Origin of the sequence: Ensifer sp. Root423, from assembly GCF_001426275.1 — a bacterium.
Lineage (GTDB): Bacteria > Pseudomonadota > Alphaproteobacteria > Rhizobiales > Rhizobiaceae > Ensifer > Ensifer adhaerens.
In genome coordinates this window covers 771441-791683 of the sequence record NZ_LMEG01000001.1, presented here as the reverse complement: position 1 = coordinate 791683, position 20243 = coordinate 771441, and the positions used below count along the sequence as shown (strand labels likewise).

Below are 20243 nucleotides of genomic sequence, written 5' to 3'. Positions count from 1 at the left end.
GGGGGTGTGACGAAGGGAGGGCGTAGCCCGACCGGAGTTACACTCCCGCCGCGGCGCAATTTTTAGGCGTCTCATGATCGCGGTCGGCCCGCTACGGTGGCGGTTTTCTGGAATGGAGAACCACCTTTGTGCCGGGTCGCCATGTAACCGATCATCAGATGAGATTATTCATGAAGTATCGACAAACGCATTCTGTTGAGGTCGCCGCCGCGAAGGCGTCGATCAGCCGGGCGACGGCGTTCCGTGTGGAGAAAGAGCAACGGCTTCCGTCGCAAAWCAAGCCGCCGCGCGGTCGGCGTCGCCCCGATCCGCTTGCGCATATCTTTGATGCGGAGGTCGTTCCGCTCCTCAAAGCCGCTCCCGGCATTCGTGCGGTCGCCGTTTATGACGAGATGCTGCGGCGTCATCCGGAACTGCCCGAAAGCATTCGCCGCACACTTGAGCGGCGCATTCGGTCATGGCGGGCCGTTCACGGTGAGGCACAGGAGGTGATCTTTCGCCAGACGCACGAACCCGGCCGGTTGGGGCTGTCGGATTTTACCGACATGGGCAGCCTCAGCGTGACGATCGCCGGCCAGCCGCTCGACCATCTGCTTTATCACTTCCGGCTGGTTTGGTCGGGCTTCGAACACGCCCATGTCATCCTTGGCGGCGAAAGCTTCGTCGCCTTGGCGGAGGGCCTGCAGAACGCCCTGTGGTCGGTCGGCGGTTCGCCGCTCTATCACCGCAGCGACAGCCTGTCGGCCGCCTTCCGCAACCTCGATGCCGATGCCMAGGTCGATCTCACCAACCGCTATGAGGACCTGTGCGCTCATTACCGGATGACGCCAACCCGTAACAACAAGGGCATCGCCCACGAGAACGGTTCGATCGAAAGTTCCCACGGCCATCTCAAGARCGCCGTCCGCGATGCACTCCTGATGCGCGGCACCCGAGACTTCAACGATCTCCGCTCCTACCGCRCCTTCATCGACGAGATCGTCAGCCGCCGCAATGCCGCGCATGGCAAGCGCATCGATGCCGAGCGCCCGCATCTGCAGGCACTTCCCGCTCGCCGCACCACCGACTTCGAGGAGGTGGTCGTCACCGTGTCGCGCACCGGCGGCTTCGCCTTGCGCAARGTCTTCTACACCGTCCCCTCCCRTTTGATCGGCCAYCGGCTGCGTGTGCGTTTGTTYGACGATCGYCTCGACGTCTTCATCGGCGGCACGCATCTGCTGACGTTGCCGCGAGGTCGCGCCCATGCGAGCGGCAAGCACGATCAGGTCGTCAACTATCACCACGTCATTCATTCCCTGCGCAAAAAGCCGATGGCGCTTCTCAACCTGGTCTATCGCGACAAGCTCTTCCCTCGGCCGGAATACCGAAGGGCTTTCGACACTCTCATCGAGCAACTGCCTGACCGGCAGGCTTGCAAGGTCACCGTCGAACTGCTGGCCCTGGCTCATGATCGYGGWTGCGAGCGTGAACTGGCCGAGGAGCTTGCCAGAACGCTCGACGCCCGCAAACTGCCCGACCTGATGGCCTTGAGAGCCATCTTCGGYCCGGACCCGGATCAGTTGCCGACTGTGCATGTGCAGCTCGCATCGCTCAATAGCTATGAAGCCCTGATGGGGCCTGCTTAKGCGGGAGAGGCCGCATGAAAAATGTCCACAACACCATCGACGAAGCCCGCCTCGGCATCATGCTCAATGACCTGAGGCTGCCGACGATCAAAACGCYGTGGCCGCAATTTGCCGAACAGGCCGATCGTGAAGGGTGGCCTGCGGCGCGTTTCCTTTCGGCCATCGCCGAGCATGAACTGGCTGAACGGGCGCATCGCAGGATCGAACGTCACCTCGCCGAGGCGCATCTGCCGCCCGGAAAGACGCTCGAGAGCTTCGCCTTCGACGCCGTGCCCATGGTCTCCAAGGCCCAGGTTATGGCCATTGCCGCCGGCGATAGCTGGCTCGCCAAGGGTGCCAATATCCTGTTGTTCGGCCCGCCCGGCGGCGGAAAGAGCCATCTCGCCGCCGCCATCGGCCTCGCGCTGATCGAAAACGGTTGGCGAGTGCTGTTCACGCGCACGACCGACCTCGTTCAGAAGCTTCAGGTCGCACGGCGTGAACTCCAGCTCGAATCCGCCATCGCCAAGCTCGACAAGTTCGATCTGCTCATCCTCGACGATCTGGCCTACGTCACCAAGGACCAGGCCGAAACCAGCGTGCTCTTCGAACTCATCTCCGCAAGATATGAGCGGCGTTCCATCATGATCACCGCCAATCAGCCCTTCGGAGAATGGAACCGCGTCTTTCCGGACCCGGCCATGACGCTTGCGGCGGTGGACCGACTTGTTCATCACGCAACGATCTTCGAAATGAACGTCGAAAGCTACCGGCGACGTTCCGCCATGGAAGCCAAACGCCAGCGCGGCAGACCTGCCGCCTTCGCGACAATTAAAAGTGCTTCCCAGATTGTCGCGGAGCGGCAATCAGAACACGACGAGACTCTTGCCAGCGACAATCAGCATGATACTTTCATCCCGACCGCGACATAAGAGTCTCATCCAGATTGTCGCCGCCGTCTCATCCTGATCGCCGCGCTATANCTTCGCGACAATTAAAAGTGCTTCCCAGATTGTCGCGGAGAGGCAATCAGAACACGACGAGACTCTTGCCAGCGACAATCAGCATGATACTTTCATCCCGACCGCGACATAAGAGTCTCATCCAGATTGTCGCCGCCGTCTCATCCTGATCGCCGCGCTATAGACCACCCAGCCCCAGGCGCCGGACTTGCCCCTGGAGAGCTTGCCGGTGGCGTAGCCTTGCTTGGTGAGCGTCGCGTAACTCTCGGCCTGTGCAATACCGGGAACAAAGGCAAGAGCTACCACGGCGACCACCGCCAGGCGTTTGAAAGAAATAGACATCGAGATTCACCCCTCTGAAGAAACAATAACGCAGCCTTCTAGGCGGGCGCCAACGGTCTATGCAACCATAACATGCAGTCGTCCTTAACGGCATCCGGACGGCCAGACACTCTGCCAGCCAGACAGGTGGAACGCAGGAATGAATGTTGACATCATCACGCTCTGCATCTGAAGTTCGTCCGATGGATAGGGAGCTGCCTTGCACGACACAGCCGATTGAAATCTGCGATTGGTCCTCCGATTGGGCGGAGCGGTTTGCCACCAAGGCGAAGACGATCCGCCAGGTTTTGGGCGATCATGCCTTGCGTATCGACCATATCGGCTCCACCGCAATCCGTGGTCTGGCTGCCAAGCCGATCATCGATGTTCAGATTTCCGTTGCCGATCTGGAGTCCCTCGACGTGCTGGCGGAAAAAATGGCGGCGATCGGCTACCTGTGGCGGCCGCAGAATACCGATCTGGCGAAACGCTACTTTCGTGAGCGCCCTGGCGACGAACGCACGCACATCCACGTGCGCCGAGCGGGAAGCTGGCAGGAACAATGGTCGCTGCTGTTTCGCGACTACATGCGCGCCCATGCCGAGGAACACGGCCCATACGTCGAGCTGAAGCGGGCATTGGCAAGCCGACATCGCCACGACCGGGCAGCCTATACCGAGGGCAAGTCGGAACACTTATGGCAGGTCATTCGACGCGCGGATCGGTGGGCTGCGGCAAGCGGCTGGAGACCAGGTCCTTCCGATGCGTAGGCCGGTCTTCCGCTGCCCGGCACAGCCTTAATCCGAGATCGGTGCGGTGGCCAATGATCGGCCGAATACGGTAGCTGCTGTCTGCATCGCAAGCCTGTCCTGCGAGCGACTGGTGTTTAGCCGCCTGCCCTTCGCCAAAGGAATGCGTGAAGCATCGCGAACTTGCTGCAGGTCCGGCCAAATTCCTCGCCCAAGGTCAACGGTGTCGGGATGCACGGTGGCAAACGAAAAAGGCCCCGGACGAACCGGGGCCTTTTTCGTTGGGTCTTGGTCGTACCGGCCTGAGCCGGAGCCGATCAATGTTCCTTGTTGGCGTAGACCGACTTCTTGGTGAGGTACACCAGGCCGGTGAAGATCAGCAGGAACACCATGACCATGAAGCCGGTGCGCTTGCGCTCTTCGAGGTGCGGCTCGGCGGCCCACATCAGGAACGCCGAAACGTCCTTTGCGTACTGGTCGACCGTCTGCGGCGTGCCATCGTCATAGGTGACCTGGTCGGCGGAGATCGGCTGAGCCATCGCCAGCGCGGCAGCGTTGGCGAAGTACGGGTTGTAGTGCGTGCCTTCAGCCACTTCGACGCCCTGCGGCGGATCCTGGTAGCCGGTCAGCAGCGCGTGGATGTAGTCCGGGCCGCCTTCCTGGTAGGGCCAGAACATGTCGAAGATGAACTGCGGGAAGCCGCGCTCGATGCCGCGAGCCTTGGCGATCAGCGAGAAGTCCGGTGGAGCTGCACCGTTGTTCGATGCGGCAGCCGCTTCCTTGTTCGCGTAAGGCGACGGGAAGTGGTCGGAGGCGACAGCCTTGCGGGTGAACATCTCGCCGTCGGCGTTCGGGCCGTCCTGAACTTCGTAGTTCGCCGCAAAGGCCTTTACCTGGCCTTCCGAATAGCCCAGGCCTTCCAGCGTGCGGAAGGACACCAGGTTCATCGAGTGGCAGGCAGAACAGACTTCGGCGTAGACCTTCAGGCCGCGCTGAAGCTGACCCTTGTCGTAGTGACCGAAGGGACCGGCAAAGCTCCAGTCCTGCTGTTCCGGCTTGTGGATCGGATAGTGGGGCGTACCGCCGCCATGCTCCTCGCCGCCCTTCGCCTCTTCGGCAACAGCCGTACCGAGACCGAGACCAGCGACGACAGCGAGTGACAGAATGCCTGTAACAAGCTTTTTCATTGTTGTGGGTTCCTTATCAATCGCTGTTCTGATCAGGCGCGCGCGGCAGCCGGCTGCGCCTTGGCATTCTGCTTTTCCAGCACCGCTTCGGTGATGGAGTTCGGAATGCGCTTCGGCGTCTCGATCAGACCGAGGACCGGCAAGATGACGAGGAAGAAGCCGAAGTAGTACAGCGTGCCGATCTGCGACATCACGACGTACAGGCCTTCCGCCGGACGCGAGCCGAGCCAGCCGAGCAGGATGGCGTTGGCCACGAAGACCCAGAAGAACAGCTTGTACCACGGACGGTAGACGGCCGAGCGGACCTTGGACGTGTCGAGCCAGGGCAGGAAGAACAGGATGATGATCGAGCCGAACATCACCAGAACGCCGCCGAGCTTGGAGTCGATCGGGCCGACATTGAAGGTGATGGCGCGCAGCATCGCGTAGAACGGCAGGTAGTACCATTCCGGAACGATGTGAGCGGGCGTCTTCAGCGCGTCAGCCGGAATGTAGTTGTCCGGGTGGCCGAGGAAGTTCGGCTGGTAGAAGACGAACCAGGCATAGATGATCAGGAAGACGGAAACGCCGAGCGCATCCTTCAGCGTCGCATAGGGCGTGAAGGGCACGGTGTCGGTCTTGGACTTGACTTCAACGCCGGTCGGGTTGGTCTGACCCGTTACGTGCAGCGCCCAGATGTGCAGGACGACGACGCCGGCGATCATGAAGGGCAGCAGGTAGTGCAGCGAGAAGAAGCGGTTCAGCGTCGGCTGATCAACGGCGAAGCCGCCGAGCAGGAACTGCTGGATCCACTCACCCACCAGCGGGAAGGCGGTGAAGAAGCCGGTGATAACGGTCGCGCCCCAGAAGGACATCTGACCCCAGGGCAGAACGTAGCCCATGAAGCCGGTCGCCATCATCAGGAGGTAGATGACCACGCCGAGGATCCAGAGGATTTCGCGCGGAGCCTTGTACGAGCCGTAGTAGAGACCACGGGCGATGTGCAGGTAGACGGCGATGAAGAAGAAGGATGCGCCGTTGGCGTGCATGTAGCGCAGCAGCCATCCGTGATTGACGTCGCGCATGATCTTCTCGACCGAGTTAAAGGCGACGGTCGTTTCAGCGGCGTAGTGCATGGCCAGCACGATACCGGTCAGGATCTGTACGATCAGCATGACCGAGAGCATGGCACCGAAGGTGTAGGCGTAGTTCAGGTTCCGGGGAACCGGGTAGCTGATGAAGCTATCGTGAACGAGACGCGGCAACGGCAGACGGGAATCAACCCATTTCTCAATGCCAGTCGTCGGCGTGTAGGTTGAATGTTCAGCACTCATTATCAGTAGTCCCCTCAACCGATCTTGATAACTGTGTCGGATACGAACGAGAAGGTCGGCACGTGAAGGTTCTCCGGCGCCGGACCCTTACGGATGCGGCCGGCCGTATCGTAGTGCGAACCGTGGCAGGGACAGAACCAGCCACCGAAATCACCGGCCTGGCCAAGCGGCACGCAACCGAGATGGGTGCAGGAACCGATCATGACGATCCAGTTTTCCTTGCCTTCGCCGGCGGAACGATCGAGGTCGCTCGCGGAAGCGTCGGCCGGAAGGTTGGCGTTGCGCGCAACCTGGTCCTTAAGCTCGTCCAGCTTGACGGCCTTTGCCTCCTCGACTTCCTTCTCCGTACGGTTGCGGATGAAGATCGGCTTGCCGCGCCATTTCGCCGTCAGCGACATACCGGGCTGAAGGCTCGATACGTCAACCTCGATCGAGGCGAGCGCGAGCGTCGATGCGTCCGGACGCATCTGGTCGATGAACGGCCAGGCGACGGCACCAGCGCCGACGACGCCTGCCATACCGGTAGCCAGATAAAGGAAGTCGCGGCGAGTGGGCTCGCCCAAGGCCTCGCTTGAAGTGTCGTGTTCGCTCACGGCTAAACCATCCTCTCACGCAATATTGCGGAAACCGCATCCGCCCCCGGCGAAATTCCTGCCCCTTGCGGTTTGATCCAGGTCAAGGAACCACGCCCTATTCATAGTGCTGTCGCCCCATCGCCTTGCGGTTGCAAATGCGACATCGGCACAGAATCCGAAAAGAATCGGCGCGCGCACAGCACGCAGAATCCCCGTCAATCCGGCGCGTTCTATGCTTGATCGCAAATTATGTCCAGCCTTGACAAGGGCATGTGGGCAGATTGTCGCGGGGAAAAGCGCGGCCAATTGGCACAAGGACTTGACGGCCATCAGTTGGGCGGAATTTACGCCCGCCGGATGGGCTTGAAGGCGTCCGTAAAGCGCCCTACTCCGCCGCCTCTTCCCGGGCGAGAAATCCGCCGGACTGGCGTGACCAGAGCCCGGCGTAAAGCCCGCCGCGGGCGACAAGTTCGGCGTGCGTTCCCTGTTCGACGATCCGCCCCTTGTCCATCACCACCAGCCGGTCGAGCGCGGCGATCGTCGACAGCCGATGCGCGATCGCGAGCACCGTCTTGCCCTGCATCAGGCGGTCGAGATTGGACTGGATCGCCGCTTCGACTTCGGAATCGAGCGCCGAGGTCGCCTCGTCGAGCACGAGGATCGGCGCATCCTTCAGCATCACCCGGGCGATCGCGATGCGCTGCCGCTGTCCGCCCGAAAGCTTGACGCCGCGCTCGCCCACATGGGCGTCGAGCCCCTTGTGGCCGCGCTGGTCCTGAAGGTCGGCGATGAAGTCGTAGGCTTCGGCTTTCCGCGCCGCAGCGATCAGTTGCTCCTCGTTCGCGTCGGGACGGCCGAAGAGGATGTTGTCGCGGATCGAGCGATGCAGAAGTGAAGTATCCTGGCTGACCATGCCGACCTGGGCGCGCAGCGACTCTTGCCTGACGGACGCGATATCCTGGCCGTCGATCAGGATGCGCCCGCTTTCAAGATCGTAGAAGCGCAGCAGCAGGTTGACGAGCGTCGACTTGCCGGCGCCCGAGCGACCGACGATGCCCACCTTCTCGCCCGGGCGCACCACGAGCGAGAAATCGTCGATGACGCGGTCGCCCTTGCCGTAGTGGAAGCGGACGTGCTCGAAGCGGATTTCCGGCTTGCTCACGGCCAGTTCCGTCGCGTCGGGCCGATCGACGAGACCGATCGGCTGAGAGACCAGTTCGGCCGAGTTCTGGATCGTGCCGATGTTGCGCATGATCGAGTTGAACTGCGTCATCATGCGGCCAAGCAGCATGTTGAGCCGGAGCACCAGTGCCAGCGTGAAGGCGACCGCGCCGGAACTGATCGAGCCTGCGAGCCAGAGATGGATGGCGTAGACCGCGATCGCCGTGATCATCAGGCCGGAAAGCAGTGCCAGCGAGGCGCGCACGGCCGTCAAGAGCCGCGTGAACGGGATGACCGCGCGCTGGAACCGGTCGAAGCCGCCGCGGATATAGCGGTCGTTCTCCTCGTCGCGCCCGAAGAGCTTCAATGTCTGGATGTTGGAATAGGCATCGACCATGCGGCCGTTCAGCATCGACGCCATTTCGGCGGTATCGCGGGCGTGCTTGCGGATGCGTGGAACGAAAAAGCGCGCCAGCACCAGGAAGACGACGATCCAGAAGCCGACCATCGCGGCCAGACGCCAGTCGAGCTGCGCCACCAGCGCCATGGTGGACGCCGTGTAGATGACGATGAACCAGACGACCTGCAGCAGCGAGACGAGCAGGTCGCTCGTTGCTTGAGCGCCGGCCCAGACCTTGGTGACGATGCGGCCGGAAAAGTCGTTCTGAAAGAAGGTCAGCGACTGCCTGGCGACGTGCACGTAGGATTGCCAACGCACCAGGTTCAAAAAGCCTGTCGTGATCGCCTGTTCTTCGACGAGCGCCGCCAACGACACCGCGATGAAACGGAAGACCATGACTGTCAGGAGCATGAACAGAAGCTCCGGGCCATTGGCGGCGATCAACCCGCTCCAGCCAGCTTCCGGCTTCACGGTGTCGAGCAGATCGACGAGCCGCCCGACGAAGTAGAATAGACCCGCCTCCAGCATGGCGACGAGGCCGCCCAAGACGGCCATAGCGATGAACGGTCCCTTGGCCTGTCTGGCGTAGAACCAGGCAAACCCCCAGAGCGATTTCGGCGGCTGCAGGCGCTCGCGCGGTGCGAAGGGCTTGATCCAGTTCTCGAAGAGGCTGACGATGGCGCTGAGCATGGTTCCGATATAGGCGGTTCGGCAGGAACAGCAATCGGTTTCGACACAATTGCAGATTACAAATGCGTAACGTCTAACAAAGAGGCCCGCCGCTCTTTCGAACGGCGGGCCTCAGGTTGCTTACTCTGCGGCCTCTTCCTTCTCGACGTCGTCGGCGATGAAGCCGCCCGACTGGCGAGACCAGAGGTCAGCGTAGAGACCGCCATGGGCAACGAGCTCGGCATGCGAGCCGGTCTCGACGATGCGGCCGGCCTCGAGGATCACCAGCCGGTCCATCTCCGTCAGCGTCGACAGGCGGTGGGCGATCGCGATCACCGTCTTGCCGGCCATCAGCGCGAACAGGTTCTCCTGGATCGCCTGTTCGACTTCGGAATCGAGCGCCGAGGTCGCCTCGTCGAGGATCAGGATCGGCGCGTCCTTCAAGAACACGCGCGCGATCGCGATACGCTGGCGCTGGCCGCCGGAGAGCTTGACGCCGCGTTCCCCGACCTGCGCGTCCAGGCCCTTGCGGCCCTGGTTATCCTCGAGCCCCTGGACGAAGTCCCAGGCGTTCGCCTTCTTGGCCGCCGCAATGATCGCCTCGTCGTCCGCTTCCGGATGGCCATAGGCGATGTTGTCGCGAATGGAGCGGTGCAAGAGCGAGGTGTCTTGCGTCACGACGCCGATCTGCGAGCGCAGGCTGTCCTGCGTGACGGTGGAGATATCCTTGCCGTCGATCCGGATCGCACCGTCCTCCAGGTCGTAGAAGCGCAACAGCAGGTTCATCAGCGTCGTCTTGCCCGCACCCGAGCGACCGACGAGGCCGATCTTCTCACCCGGCTTGATATCGAGCGACAGGTGATCGATGACACCCTTGGCCTTGCCGTAGTGGAAGCGGATGTTGTCGAAGGCAATCGCCCCCTTGTCCGCTGTCAGCGTCTTGGCGTCCGGCTCGTCGACGATGTCGTGCGCCTTGGTCATCATGCCGATGCCGTCATAGACCGTGCCGATATTCTCGAACAGCGCCGAGACTTCCCACATGATCCACTGCGACATGCCGTTGATGCGCATCGCAAGGCCGACGGCGATCGCGATCGCGCCGACGGAGATCGCACTCGTCAGCCACAGATGGATGCCAAGCGCTGCGATCGCAAAGAGCGCGATACTGTTGTTGGCATAGACCAGCACGTGGAACAGCGTCACCTTGCGCATCTGGCGATGCACGGTGTCGAGGAAGCCGTCCATGCCGTCGCGCGCATAGCCTTCCTCGCGGCCGGCATGCGAGAACAGCTTGACCGTACCGATATTGGTGTAGCTGTCGACGATCCGGCCGGTCATCATCGAGCGCGCGTCCGCCTGCTCCTTGGAGATCTTCTGCAGCCGCGGCACAAAATAGCTGACGATGCAGATGTAGATCGCCAGCCAGATGCCGAGCGGGATCACCAGCCGCCAGTCGGCGGTGGCGACGACGGCGAGCATCGTGACGAAGTAGCTGACGACATAGACGAAGACGTCGAGGATCTTCATCACGGTTTCGCGCACGGCTAGTGACGTCTGCATGACTTTCGTTGCCACGCGTCCGGCGAACTCGTTGGCAAAGAAGGTCATGCTCTGGCGCAGCAGGTAGCGGTGCATCTGCCAGCGGGCGATCATCGGATAGTTGCCGAGCAGCACCTGATGCATGATCAGCGAATCGATCGCCACGAGGCCCGGCAGGCCGATGAGGACGAGCGCACCCATCCAGAACAGCCGTCCGCTTTCGGCGGCGAGGAAGCTCTCGCGGTCGGCGCTCGACAGCCAGTCCACCATGTTGCCGAGGAACTGGAACAGCGCCACTTCGCCAATGGCGATCAGCGCCGTACAGACGGACATGATGATGAGCCACGGCGCAGCCGGCTTGGAGTAGTGCCAGCAGAAGCCGAACAGAGTCTTCGGCGGAACCGTCGGCTCCTCCGGCGGATAGGGATTGAGGCGGGATTCAAACCAGCCAAACATAACATTGCTCCTTCAGAGTATTTTGAAGGAAAGCGGGATTTCGCCCCGCATTCTTATGATGAAAAAGTCAGTCCGGAAATGCAGCCCGCAAAGGGCTTCGTCTTCCGGAGTCCCGGAAGCGCGTCGATCTCGGTTAAAAGATAGGTCGCGGAACCGGTCAGGCCAAACGGTGGCCCACTACTCCAGGAAGGCGTGTCAACATCAATACATTCATGTTTGCCTCCGTCGGTTCGCGTTGAAGAGGTCCGATCTCTACCCTTATTCGCGCTCGCATGCCAGATTGTCGCAGGCACTTTCTTGCCCAATTTTTCATCGCTCCGACCGCTGTTGCCGTTTCGGCACAGATTAGCGCAGGCAATATGAGCGACCTCAAAAGCAAGCAGCGCCGGACGTTTCGCGGCGGAGAACAAGGATGATCGCTTCATCGGACACGCCTCCTGACCTTCAAAGTGTCGGCTTTCTCCTGCGGCGCCCCCGCGAGGGTGACGCAGACGTGCGCCTGAGGCTCGGCCGCCATCCGGATATCTACCGGATGTTCGGTGCGGGCAGGTCGTTTCCCGGCCTCTTCGGCCACGGTGAAGCGGACGCCTGGGTAACGCGCATCGCCGAACATCCGGCCGCCTGGATCATCGATCAGGACGGCCTCGTCGGCGAAGTGCGGCTCGACAACATCAACCGCGCCGATCGCCGCGCGAACTTCGCCATCGGCATTTTCGATCCGGATCGCCTTGGCAAGGGTCTTGGCACGGCGGTCATCAAGCGGGTATTGGCCTATGCCTTCGACGAACTTGCCCTTCATCGGGTCTCGCTGAGGGTCCTCGCCTTCAACGAGCGGGCGATTGCGGCCTATCTCAAGTCCGGTTTCTCGATCGAGGGCCGCGAACGCGAATCGGCGCTGATCGACGGTGAGTGGCACGACGACATCATGATGGGCATCCTGGCTGCGGATTTCGATACGCGGCGCAACGCCCCCGGAAACGAGTAACCTGACGTGAGCAATCTGCGCATCGCCCTCTACCAGCCCGATATTCCCGGCAATACCGGCACGATCCTGCGCATGGCCGCCTGTCTCGGGCTTTCGGTCGATGTGATCGAGCCGGCCGGCTTCGACCTCTCCGACCGAAACCTGAAGCGCGCCGGCATGGACTACATCGCGTCGGTGGCGCTCACTCGTCACGTCAACTGGGAGCGCTTCGAAGAGTGGCGCTCGGCGAGCGGACGTCGGCTGGTGCTCGCCTCCACCAAGGCTGCCCTGCCCTATACGCGCTATGATTTCCGCCCAGACGACATCCTGCTTTTCGGGCGGGAAAGCGCCGGCGTGCCCGATCACGTGCACGAGCGCGCCGATGGCCGCATCCTCATTCCGATGGCCGACGGCCAGCGCTCGCTGAACATCGCGATCTCCGCCGCGATGATTGCGGGCGAAGCGATCCGGCAGGTTTCGCCGATTTGATACCGTCTGCATAGCCGTCTCCTTGGCGGCAGGCCGAGCTCTTTGAGAGCCCGGCCGAGAGCCCTCGTTTCCAACGTTACGCCGCGACTTCGTTGTAAGGTTTGCTCTTGCGCGCCTGCTTCAGCACCCGCGCCCACCAGGTCAGGCGATCCATCATCAAAAACAGCGGCGCGCGGAGCTCCTCCGGTTTATAGAGGTTGCCGGCAGCATCGAACTTCGACCACGCCTTCGGGAAGGCCACGCCGTCGCGCAGTGTCACCGTGTGCAACTCTCCAAACACCTGGCGCAATTGCTCGACCGCGCGAATGCCGCCCGAGGCGCCGCCGTAAGAGACGAAGGCGACCGGCTTTGCGTGCCAGGGCTCGTAGACAGAGTCGATCAGTTCCTTCAGCGCCGCCGGGTAGCCGTGGTTGTATTCGGGTGTAACGACGATGAAGGCATCCGCCTCGGCGATCTTGCGCTCCAGCCATTCGCCCGGATTGACCGCCGCGCCAAGGCCGCGCGACGTTCTGAGCCGCGCCGGGTCGATGATCGTCAGGGAGAAGGTGTCGGAAGCCGATAGTTCCCGGATCAGCCAATTGGCGACTGTGTCGCAGAAGCGACCCTGCCGCGCGCTGCCATAGATCACGGCGAGGGTCATTTTCTCAGTCATGGGGATCAAGCTCCTGTTGTCTCAGTCATGGAGCCAATGCTATAAAACCTCAAGATTAGTTGAGGTCAATAGCCGTTATGACGATTGTGAAACAAAGCGAATTGCGCCGCGAACTGACCGTGGGCGAAGTGGCGGAGCGCAGCGGCGTCGCCGTCTCCACCCTGCATTTCTACGAGGCCAAGGGGCTGATCCGCAGCAACCGCACCCGCGGCAACCAGCGCCGCTATCCGCGCGGCGTGCTCAGGCGCGTCGCCGTCATCAAGGTGGCGCAGCGCACCGGCATTCCATTGTCGGAAATCCAGGACGCTTTGTCGGTTTTGCCGGACGATCGTCCGCTGACGGTCGAGGATTGGGGCAGATTGTCCGAAAACTGGCGCGAACAGCTGAACGAACGCATCGCCAGCCTGATGGCGTTGCGCGACCATCTGACGAGCTGCATCGGCTGCGGCTGCCTGTCGCTGCGCGAATGTCCTCTGCGCAATCCGCACGACGTGCTGTCGATGGAAGGCGCCGGCCCAAGGCTCATGGATGAAGACAGCCACCCTTGAGCGGCCGCCACGACCAAAGGTGCCTACGCATGGTCATTGTGCGGAAAAGAAGATGAAGTCAGAACTAAGAGGCCGAGTTGCGATAGTCCTTCCTCTTCTCGCTCTCATCCTGTTCTCATGGTTCTATTATCTTGACGATCGCGCATGCGCCGCAGGGGATCAGCAATGCGCCGTCAATACATTCCTGGCGCTTGCCCTGGGGACCGTGATACTCGGGCTGGTAGCCATCATTAATCTATTGATTCTTCTCGGAAAAACTCTGATTTATATTCAGGATCGAAATCGAGGTTGAGCGCTGTGCTACCTTGGCTCGCAGGGAATCTGGCGCGTTTGTTGACGTGACCGGTGATCTCAGAAAAAGCGGCAGGGGCGATGGATCAATCCGCGGTCGGCAGGCGGCGCATCGTAAACTCGATCTCGTCGCCCTCGAGCTGGCGCCAGCTTTCCACCTCGGTCCAGTAGGCGGCCTTCGGCCAGGTGTCGAACCATTCCCGCGCTTTTGCACGGGCAGCACTGCGGTCGAGCCGAAAGGTTTCCCGCACGAAAAGGCCGTCGCCTCGTGTCGGATTTTCCCGGCGATGCCGGGCGATCTGCCGCCGCAATCCATCGAGCGGCGGGCCTGCAGGTATTCTTGCCATGGGCTATACCTCTGGATTGTAAGATAGTGAGGCAAGCCTGCCTTTGCCAGAGCTTTGTGTAGGCGGGTTTCGCCGGGGCCAAGGACACGCCGCGACCGAGTGGCCGAAGCGCTGGACCGCCGTTGCCATCAGCGCCAAAGTGTGAACTGTGGCGACTTCAATCGAATCGGCGGCATCTCATCGGGAAATCCCGCCAACAGGACGTAATTTCATGGAACGACCGCAGCTACCCCAGGGGCTCCCCGCAGACATCGAAGATAAGAAGGCGGAGGCGCGTGCATGGTTCGAAGGGCTGCGCGACACCATCTGCGCCGCCTTCGAGGCGGTGGAGGATGAGCTGACCGGGCCGCTATCTGACCGCGCCCCCGGCCGCTTCGTTGCCAAGGACTGGAGCCGTGAGGATGGCAAGGGCGGCGGTGGCCGCATGTCGATGATGGAAGGCCGCGTCTTCGAAAAGGTCGGCGCGCACACCTCGACCGTCTACGGCGAGTTCTCGCCCGAATTCCGCAGCCAGATCCCGGGTGCAGCCGAAGATCCCCGTTTCTGGGCTTCGGGCATTTCGCTGATCGCCCATCCGGTCAATCCCAACGTGCCGGCCGTTCACATGAACACCCGCATGGTGGTGACGACCAGCAACTGGTTCGGCGGCGGCGCCGACCTCACTCCGGTGCTCGATCGCCGTCGCGTCATGACGGATCCCGACACGCAGCTCTTCCACCGCGCGATGGAGATCACTTGCGGGCGCCATGCGGTCGCCGACCATGCCAAGTTCAAGAAGTGGTGTGACGACTACTTCTTCCTGCCCCATCGCAACGAGGCGCGCGGAACCGGTGGCATCTTCTACGACTGGCTGCATTCCTCGGAAGAGCAAGGCGGCTGGGACGCCGATTTCGCCTTCACCCGTGATGTCGGCAAGGCGTTCGCCATCGTCTATCCGAAGATCGTGCGCACCAATTTCAATGCGCCCTGGACCGAAAACGACCGCGACGAACAGCTGGTGCGCCGCGGCCGCTATGTCGAGTTCAACCTGCTCTACGATCGCGGCACCATCTTCGGCCTGAAGACCGGCGGCAATGTCGAGTCGATCCTGTCGTCCCTGCCCCCGGTCGTGCGCTGGCCGTAAACTCAGCAGCTTAGACAGGCAGAGAGAAGCGCTCGCACCGCGCAGATGCGCTTCTTCTCCGGGACCGCGTCATAGCGCGATCGAGCCGATGAATGGCCCGCTGACCAATGCCGTCGCGGGCCGCTTCGGAATTCCTGACGTCACTTGCAGATCCGCACCTTCTTCCAGAAGACCTTACCGTCGGCGCCATAAGCCCGTTCGGTTTTGACGACGCAGCTCGGTTTGCAGCCGTAGCTATAGTTCGCGGCCTTCGCCGGCATGGCCAAGGCAAGTGCCATCGTCGTCGCCAGAGCCATGGCGAAGCAAGAACTGCGCATTTTGTATATCCCCGTGTAATCCGACCGCGACGGAGCCGCCCGTCGCCTGAAACGAGCCATCGCACGGATCAGTCCCACCCCGCTGTTTCGAATGAAACAGGCGAACAAAGCCCGCTATCAGGCGTTTCACCTTCGTCGAGCGAGGTGAAAACAATGATCTTCAAGAAACGGACATTTTACGGCGATGAACCGGAGCGGCAGGTGGCCGATCACCCGGCCGAACTGGAGCGCCGCGTCGCCCATCTCCTGGCTGTCACGCCCGGCCTCGATGCAGCCGATGTCACTGTTACCGCCAAAGGCAACACCATTGTGCTTGCCGGTTTCGTGGCGACCGAAGGCGAGGTTTTCCGCGCCGAAGAGGCGGCAAAACAGGTGCAAGGCGTCGCGGAAGTGATCAACCGGATCGAGACGGTCGCCGCAAGATAGAAGCGTTCTCGGTTCCTCAGATGGAGCCGAGCGTCCAGCTGACGATTTCTGCCGAAACATTGGCGAAGGCCTGATCCATGGCCTTGATGAAGGCCGTGTTGCCCGTGCCCCTGACCGCGGCCGTGGCGCGAAACGCCTTTTGCGCCAGCACCGTGCCGTTGCGATCGTTGAGGATCTTGGCGAAGATTTCGACATTGGCCGTGTCGGCGCCCTCGGTCGAAATCTCGAAGGCGCGGATTTCGGTGATGACCTGGTAGTCGATCGCCAGGCCCTGGCCGGGCTTGCCGACGCCGCCGATCTTGCCTGTGTCCTCGAAGGCCTGCACGAGCTTCGCCTGTACCAGCTTCGGCAGGCGGTCGCTCCACTGAGCCTTGGCGAGATATTGCAGTTCCGCGCCGGAGAGGCGGATGACGACCTGATCGCTGTCGAGTGCCTTCAGAGCCGTCGGCTCCGGCACGAGGATCTGCTTGCCGGTCGATGCGCGACCTTCGACGGCCGGCCTTGCCGAAAGACTGTAGGTGTCGTTGACCGCTTTGGTACCGCAGCCAGCAAGTCCTGCTGCCAGCATGATCATCAGGGCGGAGCGCCACGCTCCCGCTACTCGCACGCCCACCAGCCCTGGAAAACTCATACTGCCGTTACCTTTGTCCCACACAACTTCGGCGCATTCCCGATCGAAACACACCACCCGGCCCCACGCCGGCTGTGCCCACCGACTCAGCGTCGGGTGCGGCCATCATATTGCTTTACCGTCTCGCCGCCAAAGAGAAGGCGTTGCGGATCCTTGTCGAACGTCGAGATCGTGTTCTCGAGGCTCTGCACCGTGCGGCGCGTATCTGTGACGAGCGCCTCGACGTCGCGCAGCCCCGAATTCGAGAAGCGCTTGAGGTTCTCCGCAATCGGGCCGATCTGGGCGTTCAGGTTGTCCGCCATCTTGCGGAACGAGGCGAGCGTCGCGCGGGCGTCAGCCGAAAGCGACGGCGCGTCCGCATCGCCGAGGAAACCGTCGACCTTGACGAGAATGCTGTCGACCCGGTTGGCCGAAGCGTTCAACTTGCTTGCCAGCTGCGTGACGTCGGTGATCGTGCGGTCGATGTCCTGCTGGCGCGCCGTGATCTTGTCGGCGAACTGCGAGATGTTGGCCACCGTCTTGCGGGCGTCCGCCGTCGCCGCTGTGATGTCGTTGACGACGAGCTCCACCTTCTGCTTGTCGACCGAGGCGACCAGCGTATCGACCCGCTCCAGCGTCTTCTGGGCGTTCTTGCCGAATTGCTCGTAGGTTTCGACCGTGCGCCGGAAGGCAGCGATGGTTTCGGAAACGCCGCCCGACGCAGCCTTCAGGTCGGTGCTGATCTGCTCGACGTTCGAGACGATCTGATCGATCTTCTTCGGATCCACCGATTTCACCAGAGTTTCGGCAGATTCCAGAGTCGAATCGAGCTTCTTGGACGCAGCACTCACCGAACCGGAGAGTTCCGTCACGCTCTTCAGGAAGTCATCGATCGCGCCGGAATTGTTCGCGAGCGCATTCGAAAACGTCTCGGCATTGCCGATCGTCTTGGTCAGCGGACCGCGCACGTCAGTGACGAAGCCCTGGATGTCGGTGATGGCGCTGTTGGCGCGGTCCATAATCTGGTCGGCCGTCGCGAGCAGGCTGGTGACGCTCGACTGGTCCGCAAGGATACGCGCCTGCGTACCCTTCTCGATCGCAGTCTTCAGGATGTTTTCGTCGCCCTTGTGGCCACCGCTGAGTTCGATATAGGCCGCACCGGTCAGGCCTTGCACTTCCAGCGTCGCCTTGGTCGACTTGAGCACCGGCGCGTCGACCGAAACCTCGGTCAGCGCGATCGAATAACGCGGATCGTTGGCATCGATCGCGAGGTTGCGAACCGTGCCGACGGGAATGCCGTTGAAGCGCACCGGAGAGCCGACCGAAAGGCCGTTGGCCGACCCCGGAATGTTGATCACCAGCTCGATCATCTCGCCGCTACGGCCATACTGCGACATCCAGTAGACGAAGCCGAATGCGGCTGCGACCACGAACACCGTGAAGAAACCGACAATGGCGTAGTTCGCTTTCGTTTCCATTCGTACCGACTACCTTCGTGGCCGCTTCACCGGCTCTACCTCCGATCTCGACGCCTGGGCATCAAAATCGGCTTCTCAAGATTCATTGATCGTTCCGCACGATCGATCGTGCCCGCTTGCCACGGAAATAGGACTGCACCCACGAATCGTCGCAGGCCAGCATGTCTTCCACCGTGCCTTCGACCAGGACCTTCTTCTTGCCGAGAACCGCGATGCGGTCGCAGACCGAAAAGAGGCTGTCGAGGTCGTGAGTCACCATATACACGGTCAATCCCAGCGTGTCGCGCAGCTTGGCGATCAACTCGTCGAACTCCGCCGCCCCGATCGGATCGAGCCCCGAGGTCGGCTCGTCGAGGAAGACCAGGTCCGGATCGAGCGCCAGCGCGCGCGCAAGTGCGGCGCGCTTGATCATGCCGCCCGAAAGCTCCGACGGGTACTTTTCCGCCGCCTCCGGCGCAAGGCCGACCAGCTCGATCTTCACCCGCGCCAGCTCGTCCATGAGGCTCTGCGGCAGGTCGAGATATTCGCGCATGGGCACCTGGATGTTCTCGCGCACCGTCAGCGCCGAAAACAGCGCTCCGTGCTGGAAGAGAACGCCAAGACGCATGTCGAGCGCGATGCGTTCGCCCTCGGTGATGTTGTCGTAGTCCGCGCCGAGGATTTCGATCTTGCCGGACCGCTTCGCAAGCAACCTCAGAACCGTGCGCATCAGCACCGACTTGCCGGTGCCGGACGCTCCGACGAAGCCGAGGATTTCGCCGCGGTAGATCTCGAGGTTCAGCTTGTCGAGCACGATGTTGGAGCCGAAACCGACCGTCAGGTCGCGAACGGAAAGCACGGCCTCGCGCCCGTTCGCCTCGGTCGGCTGGTACCCCTCGTGACTCTTTTCGATTGGGTTCACGCTGTTCTCCGCATCAGAAATCAATGGCCGCGTAGAACATGGCGAAGAGCCCGTCGATCAGGATCACGACGAAGATCGACTTGACCACCGAAGACGTCACGTGGCGGCCGAGCGACTCCGCGCTGCCGCCAACCTTCAAGCCCTCGACGGCTGCCACGACCCCGATGATGAGCGCCATGAAAGGCGCCTTGATCATGCCGGCGGCGATCGACGAAAAATCGATGGCTTCCTGCAATCGGGCGAGGAAGGTTGGGATCGTGATGCCGGAATAGCCCCAGGCAACGAGCGCCGCACCGACGAGCGCCGCGAAGTTTGCGATGATCGTCAAGAGCGGCAGCGCGACGGTCAGCGCCACGAGGCGCGGAAATACGAGTACGCCGACCGGGCTCAGCCCCATCACCTTCAGCGCATCCACCTCTTCACGCATCTTCATCGAGCCGATTTCGGCGGTGATCGCGCTGCCGGAGCGGCCAGCGATCATGATCGCGGTCAGCAGCACCCCGATTTCACGGAGCTGCAGGATGCCGACGAGATCGACGACGAAGACCTCGGCGCCGAAATAGCGCAGCTGGAACGCGCCCTGCTGGGCGATGATGGCGCCGATCAGGAACGACATCAGCGTGATGATCGGTACGGCTTTCACGCCCATGCGGTCGATCTGGTGGACAATCGCCGCCGGCGAGACGCCGCTGTGCCGTCCAAGCTTAAGCTGGGCGCCGCGCACCGCGGACCCCAGGATGTACATCGCAGCGACGATATCTTCCCACGTCGCCGCCATGACCTCGCCGACCGGGGCGAAGATGCGCTGAAACAGCGGCAGCCGTTCGCCGTTCTTTTCCGGCGAACGCAGTTCAGCCGGCAGGGCGTCGATCAGCTCGACATAGCGCTGTCCGCCTTCGGCGAAATGAACGTTGTCGCGCGACGGGCCGACGACACGGGTCATGAAGCGGCGGATGATCCAGGCGCCTGCGGTATCCATCGCCGCCACGCCGGACAGATCGAACTGCGCGGCCCCGTCGCCCTTGCGCGCAAGGCCGTCGAGCTTTGCCGCCATCGCTTCGGCCGTCTCGTGCCGCCAGGTGCCGGTAAAGACATAGCTTCGCCCGCCGCCACTCTCGGACAGCGCGACATCGGCGGTCATCTTGCGGGCGGCTTGCGACA

General features: G+C 62.0%; 22 protein-coding genes. 9 read left to right on the top strand and 13 right to left on the bottom strand.

Going from position 1 to position 20243, the window contains the following annotated elements; all coding sequences use genetic code 11:
• The first annotated feature begins 128 nt into the window (after positions 1-128).
• Together istA and istB are read left to right on the top strand one after the other, a co-directional pair.
• Positions 129-1643, top strand: coding sequence for an IS21 family transposase (istA, locus tag ASD01_RS03930; RefSeq protein ID WP_060643559.1), 1515 nt, complete (start codon positions 129-131; stop codon positions 1641-1643).
• Positions 1640-2536 carry an IS21-like element helper ATPase IstB gene (gene istB, locus ASD01_RS03925; RefSeq protein WP_060643558.1) on the top strand — a complete coding sequence of 299 codons (897 nt, stop codon included), beginning with the start codon at positions 1640-1642 and terminating at the stop codon, positions 2534-2536. The genes istA and istB overlap by 4 nt, the downstream gene beginning before the upstream one ends.
• Before the next feature lie 168 nt (positions 2537-2704).
• Here istB and ASD01_RS03920 read toward each other — a convergent pair whose 3' ends face one another.
• Positions 2705-2908, bottom strand: a complete 204-nt coding sequence (locus tag ASD01_RS03920) for a hypothetical protein (protein WP_060643557.1) — start codon at positions 2906-2908, stop codon at positions 2705-2707.
• A gap of 182 nt (positions 2909-3090) precedes the next feature.
• Between ASD01_RS03920 and ASD01_RS03915 the strand changes: the two genes are divergently transcribed.
• Entirely contained in the window at positions 3091-3657 is a 567-nt protein-coding gene (locus ASD01_RS03915) for a GrpB family protein (RefSeq protein ID WP_034794983.1), read from the top strand.
• Positions 3658-3953: 296 nt separating this feature from the next.
• Here the strand turns inward: ASD01_RS03915 and ASD01_RS03910 are convergent, their stop codons facing one another.
• The 5 genes from ASD01_RS03910 to ASD01_RS03890 form a co-directional block, all read right to left on the bottom strand.
• The gene (locus ASD01_RS03910; protein ID WP_034794986.1) at positions 3954-4823 is read right to left on the bottom strand and encodes a cytochrome c1; all 870 of its coding nucleotides are present in this window, start codon (positions 4821-4823) and stop codon (positions 3954-3956) included.
• A gap of 32 nt (positions 4824-4855) precedes the next feature.
• Positions 4856-6136: a cytochrome b gene (locus ASD01_RS03905; protein WP_034794990.1), complete on the bottom strand. Its 1281-nt coding sequence runs from the start codon at positions 6134-6136 to the stop codon at positions 4856-4858.
• A 14-nt stretch (positions 6137-6150) separates the two neighbouring features.
• Positions 6151-6729: a ubiquinol-cytochrome c reductase iron-sulfur subunit gene (gene petA / locus ASD01_RS03900; protein WP_034794992.1), complete on the bottom strand. Its 579-nt coding sequence runs from the start codon at positions 6727-6729 to the stop codon at positions 6151-6153.
• Positions 6730-7096: 367 nt separating this feature from the next.
• Positions 7097-8962, bottom strand: coding sequence for an ABC transporter ATP-binding protein (locus tag ASD01_RS03895; protein ID WP_034794995.1), 1866 nt, complete (start codon positions 8960-8962; stop codon positions 7097-7099).
• 120 nt (positions 8963-9082) lie between these two features.
• A complete protein-coding gene (locus ASD01_RS03890) occupies positions 9083-10936 on the bottom strand; it encodes an ABC transporter ATP-binding protein (RefSeq protein WP_034795000.1) in 1854 nt (617 codons plus the stop codon).
• A gap of 412 nt (positions 10937-11348) precedes the next feature.
• Here ASD01_RS03890 and ASD01_RS03885 point away from each other — a divergent pair, with 412 nt between their 5' ends.
• A complete protein-coding gene (locus ASD01_RS03885; RefSeq protein ID WP_051659327.1) occupies positions 11349-11921 on the top strand; it encodes a GNAT family N-acetyltransferase in 573 nt (190 codons plus the stop codon).
• Between the two features lie 6 nt (positions 11922-11927).
• Positions 11928-12389, top strand: a complete 462-nt coding sequence (locus tag ASD01_RS03880) for a tRNA (cytidine(34)-2'-O)-methyltransferase (RefSeq protein WP_034795003.1) — start codon at positions 11928-11930, stop codon at positions 12387-12389.
• Positions 12390-12465: 76 nt separating this feature from the next.
• On the opposite strand, the gene ASD01_RS03875 is transcribed toward ASD01_RS03880, so the two are convergent.
• On the bottom strand, positions 12466-13041 hold the full coding sequence (locus ASD01_RS03875) for an NADPH-dependent FMN reductase (protein ID WP_034795007.1): 576 nt from the start codon (positions 13039-13041) through the stop codon (positions 12466-12468).
• A 77-nt stretch (positions 13042-13118) separates the two neighbouring features.
• Between ASD01_RS03875 and soxR the strand changes: the two genes are divergently transcribed.
• Positions 13119-13589, top strand: a complete 471-nt coding sequence (gene soxR, locus ASD01_RS03870; RefSeq protein ID WP_034795010.1) for a redox-sensitive transcriptional activator SoxR — start codon at positions 13119-13121, stop codon at positions 13587-13589.
• A 52-nt stretch (positions 13590-13641) separates the two neighbouring features.
• Positions 13642-13881 (top strand): hypothetical protein, encoded by a 240-nt coding sequence (locus ASD01_RS03865; protein WP_034795013.1) that lies wholly within the window; start codon positions 13642-13644, stop codon positions 13879-13881.
• Positions 13882-13966: 85 nt separating this feature from the next.
• On the opposite strand, the gene ASD01_RS03860 is transcribed toward ASD01_RS03865, so the two are convergent.
• Entirely contained in the window at positions 13967-14227 is a 261-nt protein-coding gene (locus tag ASD01_RS03860; protein ID WP_034795016.1) for a hypothetical protein, read from the bottom strand.
• A 211-nt stretch (positions 14228-14438) separates the two neighbouring features.
• Between ASD01_RS03860 and hemF the strand changes: the two genes are divergently transcribed.
• The gene (hemF, locus tag ASD01_RS03855; RefSeq protein ID WP_034795020.1) at positions 14439-15350 is read left to right on the top strand and encodes an oxygen-dependent coproporphyrinogen oxidase; all 912 of its coding nucleotides are present in this window, start codon (positions 14439-14441) and stop codon (positions 15348-15350) included.
• Between the two features lie 140 nt (positions 15351-15490).
• Here the strand turns inward: hemF and ASD01_RS35315 are convergent, their stop codons facing one another.
• Complete coding sequence (locus tag ASD01_RS35315; RefSeq protein ID WP_156400740.1) at positions 15491-15667, bottom strand: hypothetical protein; 177 nt, start codon at positions 15665-15667, stop codon at positions 15491-15493.
• A 153-nt stretch (positions 15668-15820) separates the two neighbouring features.
• On the opposite strand from ASD01_RS35315, the gene ASD01_RS03850 reads away from it, so the two are divergent.
• On the top strand, positions 15821-16093 hold the full coding sequence (locus tag ASD01_RS03850; RefSeq protein WP_034795022.1) for a BON domain-containing protein: 273 nt from the start codon (positions 15821-15823) through the stop codon (positions 16091-16093).
• Between the two features lie 16 nt (positions 16094-16109).
• On the opposite strand, the gene ASD01_RS03845 is transcribed toward ASD01_RS03850, so the two are convergent.
• From ASD01_RS03845 to ASD01_RS03830, 4 genes are all read right to left on the bottom strand, one after another.
• Positions 16110-16724, bottom strand: coding sequence for an ABC-type transport auxiliary lipoprotein family protein (locus ASD01_RS03845; protein WP_034795038.1), 615 nt, complete (start codon positions 16722-16724; stop codon positions 16110-16112).
• A gap of 86 nt (positions 16725-16810) precedes the next feature.
• Entirely contained in the window at positions 16811-18181 is a 1371-nt protein-coding gene (locus tag ASD01_RS03840) for an MlaD family protein (protein WP_060643556.1), read from the bottom strand.
• A gap of 82 nt (positions 18182-18263) precedes the next feature.
• Positions 18264-19073, bottom strand: a complete 810-nt coding sequence (locus tag ASD01_RS03835; RefSeq protein WP_034795281.1) for an ABC transporter ATP-binding protein — start codon at positions 19071-19073, stop codon at positions 18264-18266.
• 22 nt (positions 19074-19095) lie between these two features.
• Positions 19096-20223 carry an ABC transporter permease gene (locus ASD01_RS03830; protein WP_060643566.1) on the bottom strand — a complete coding sequence of 376 codons (1128 nt, stop codon included), beginning with the start codon at positions 20221-20223 and terminating at the stop codon, positions 19096-19098.
• Between the last annotated feature and the right edge of the window lie 20 nt (positions 20224-20243).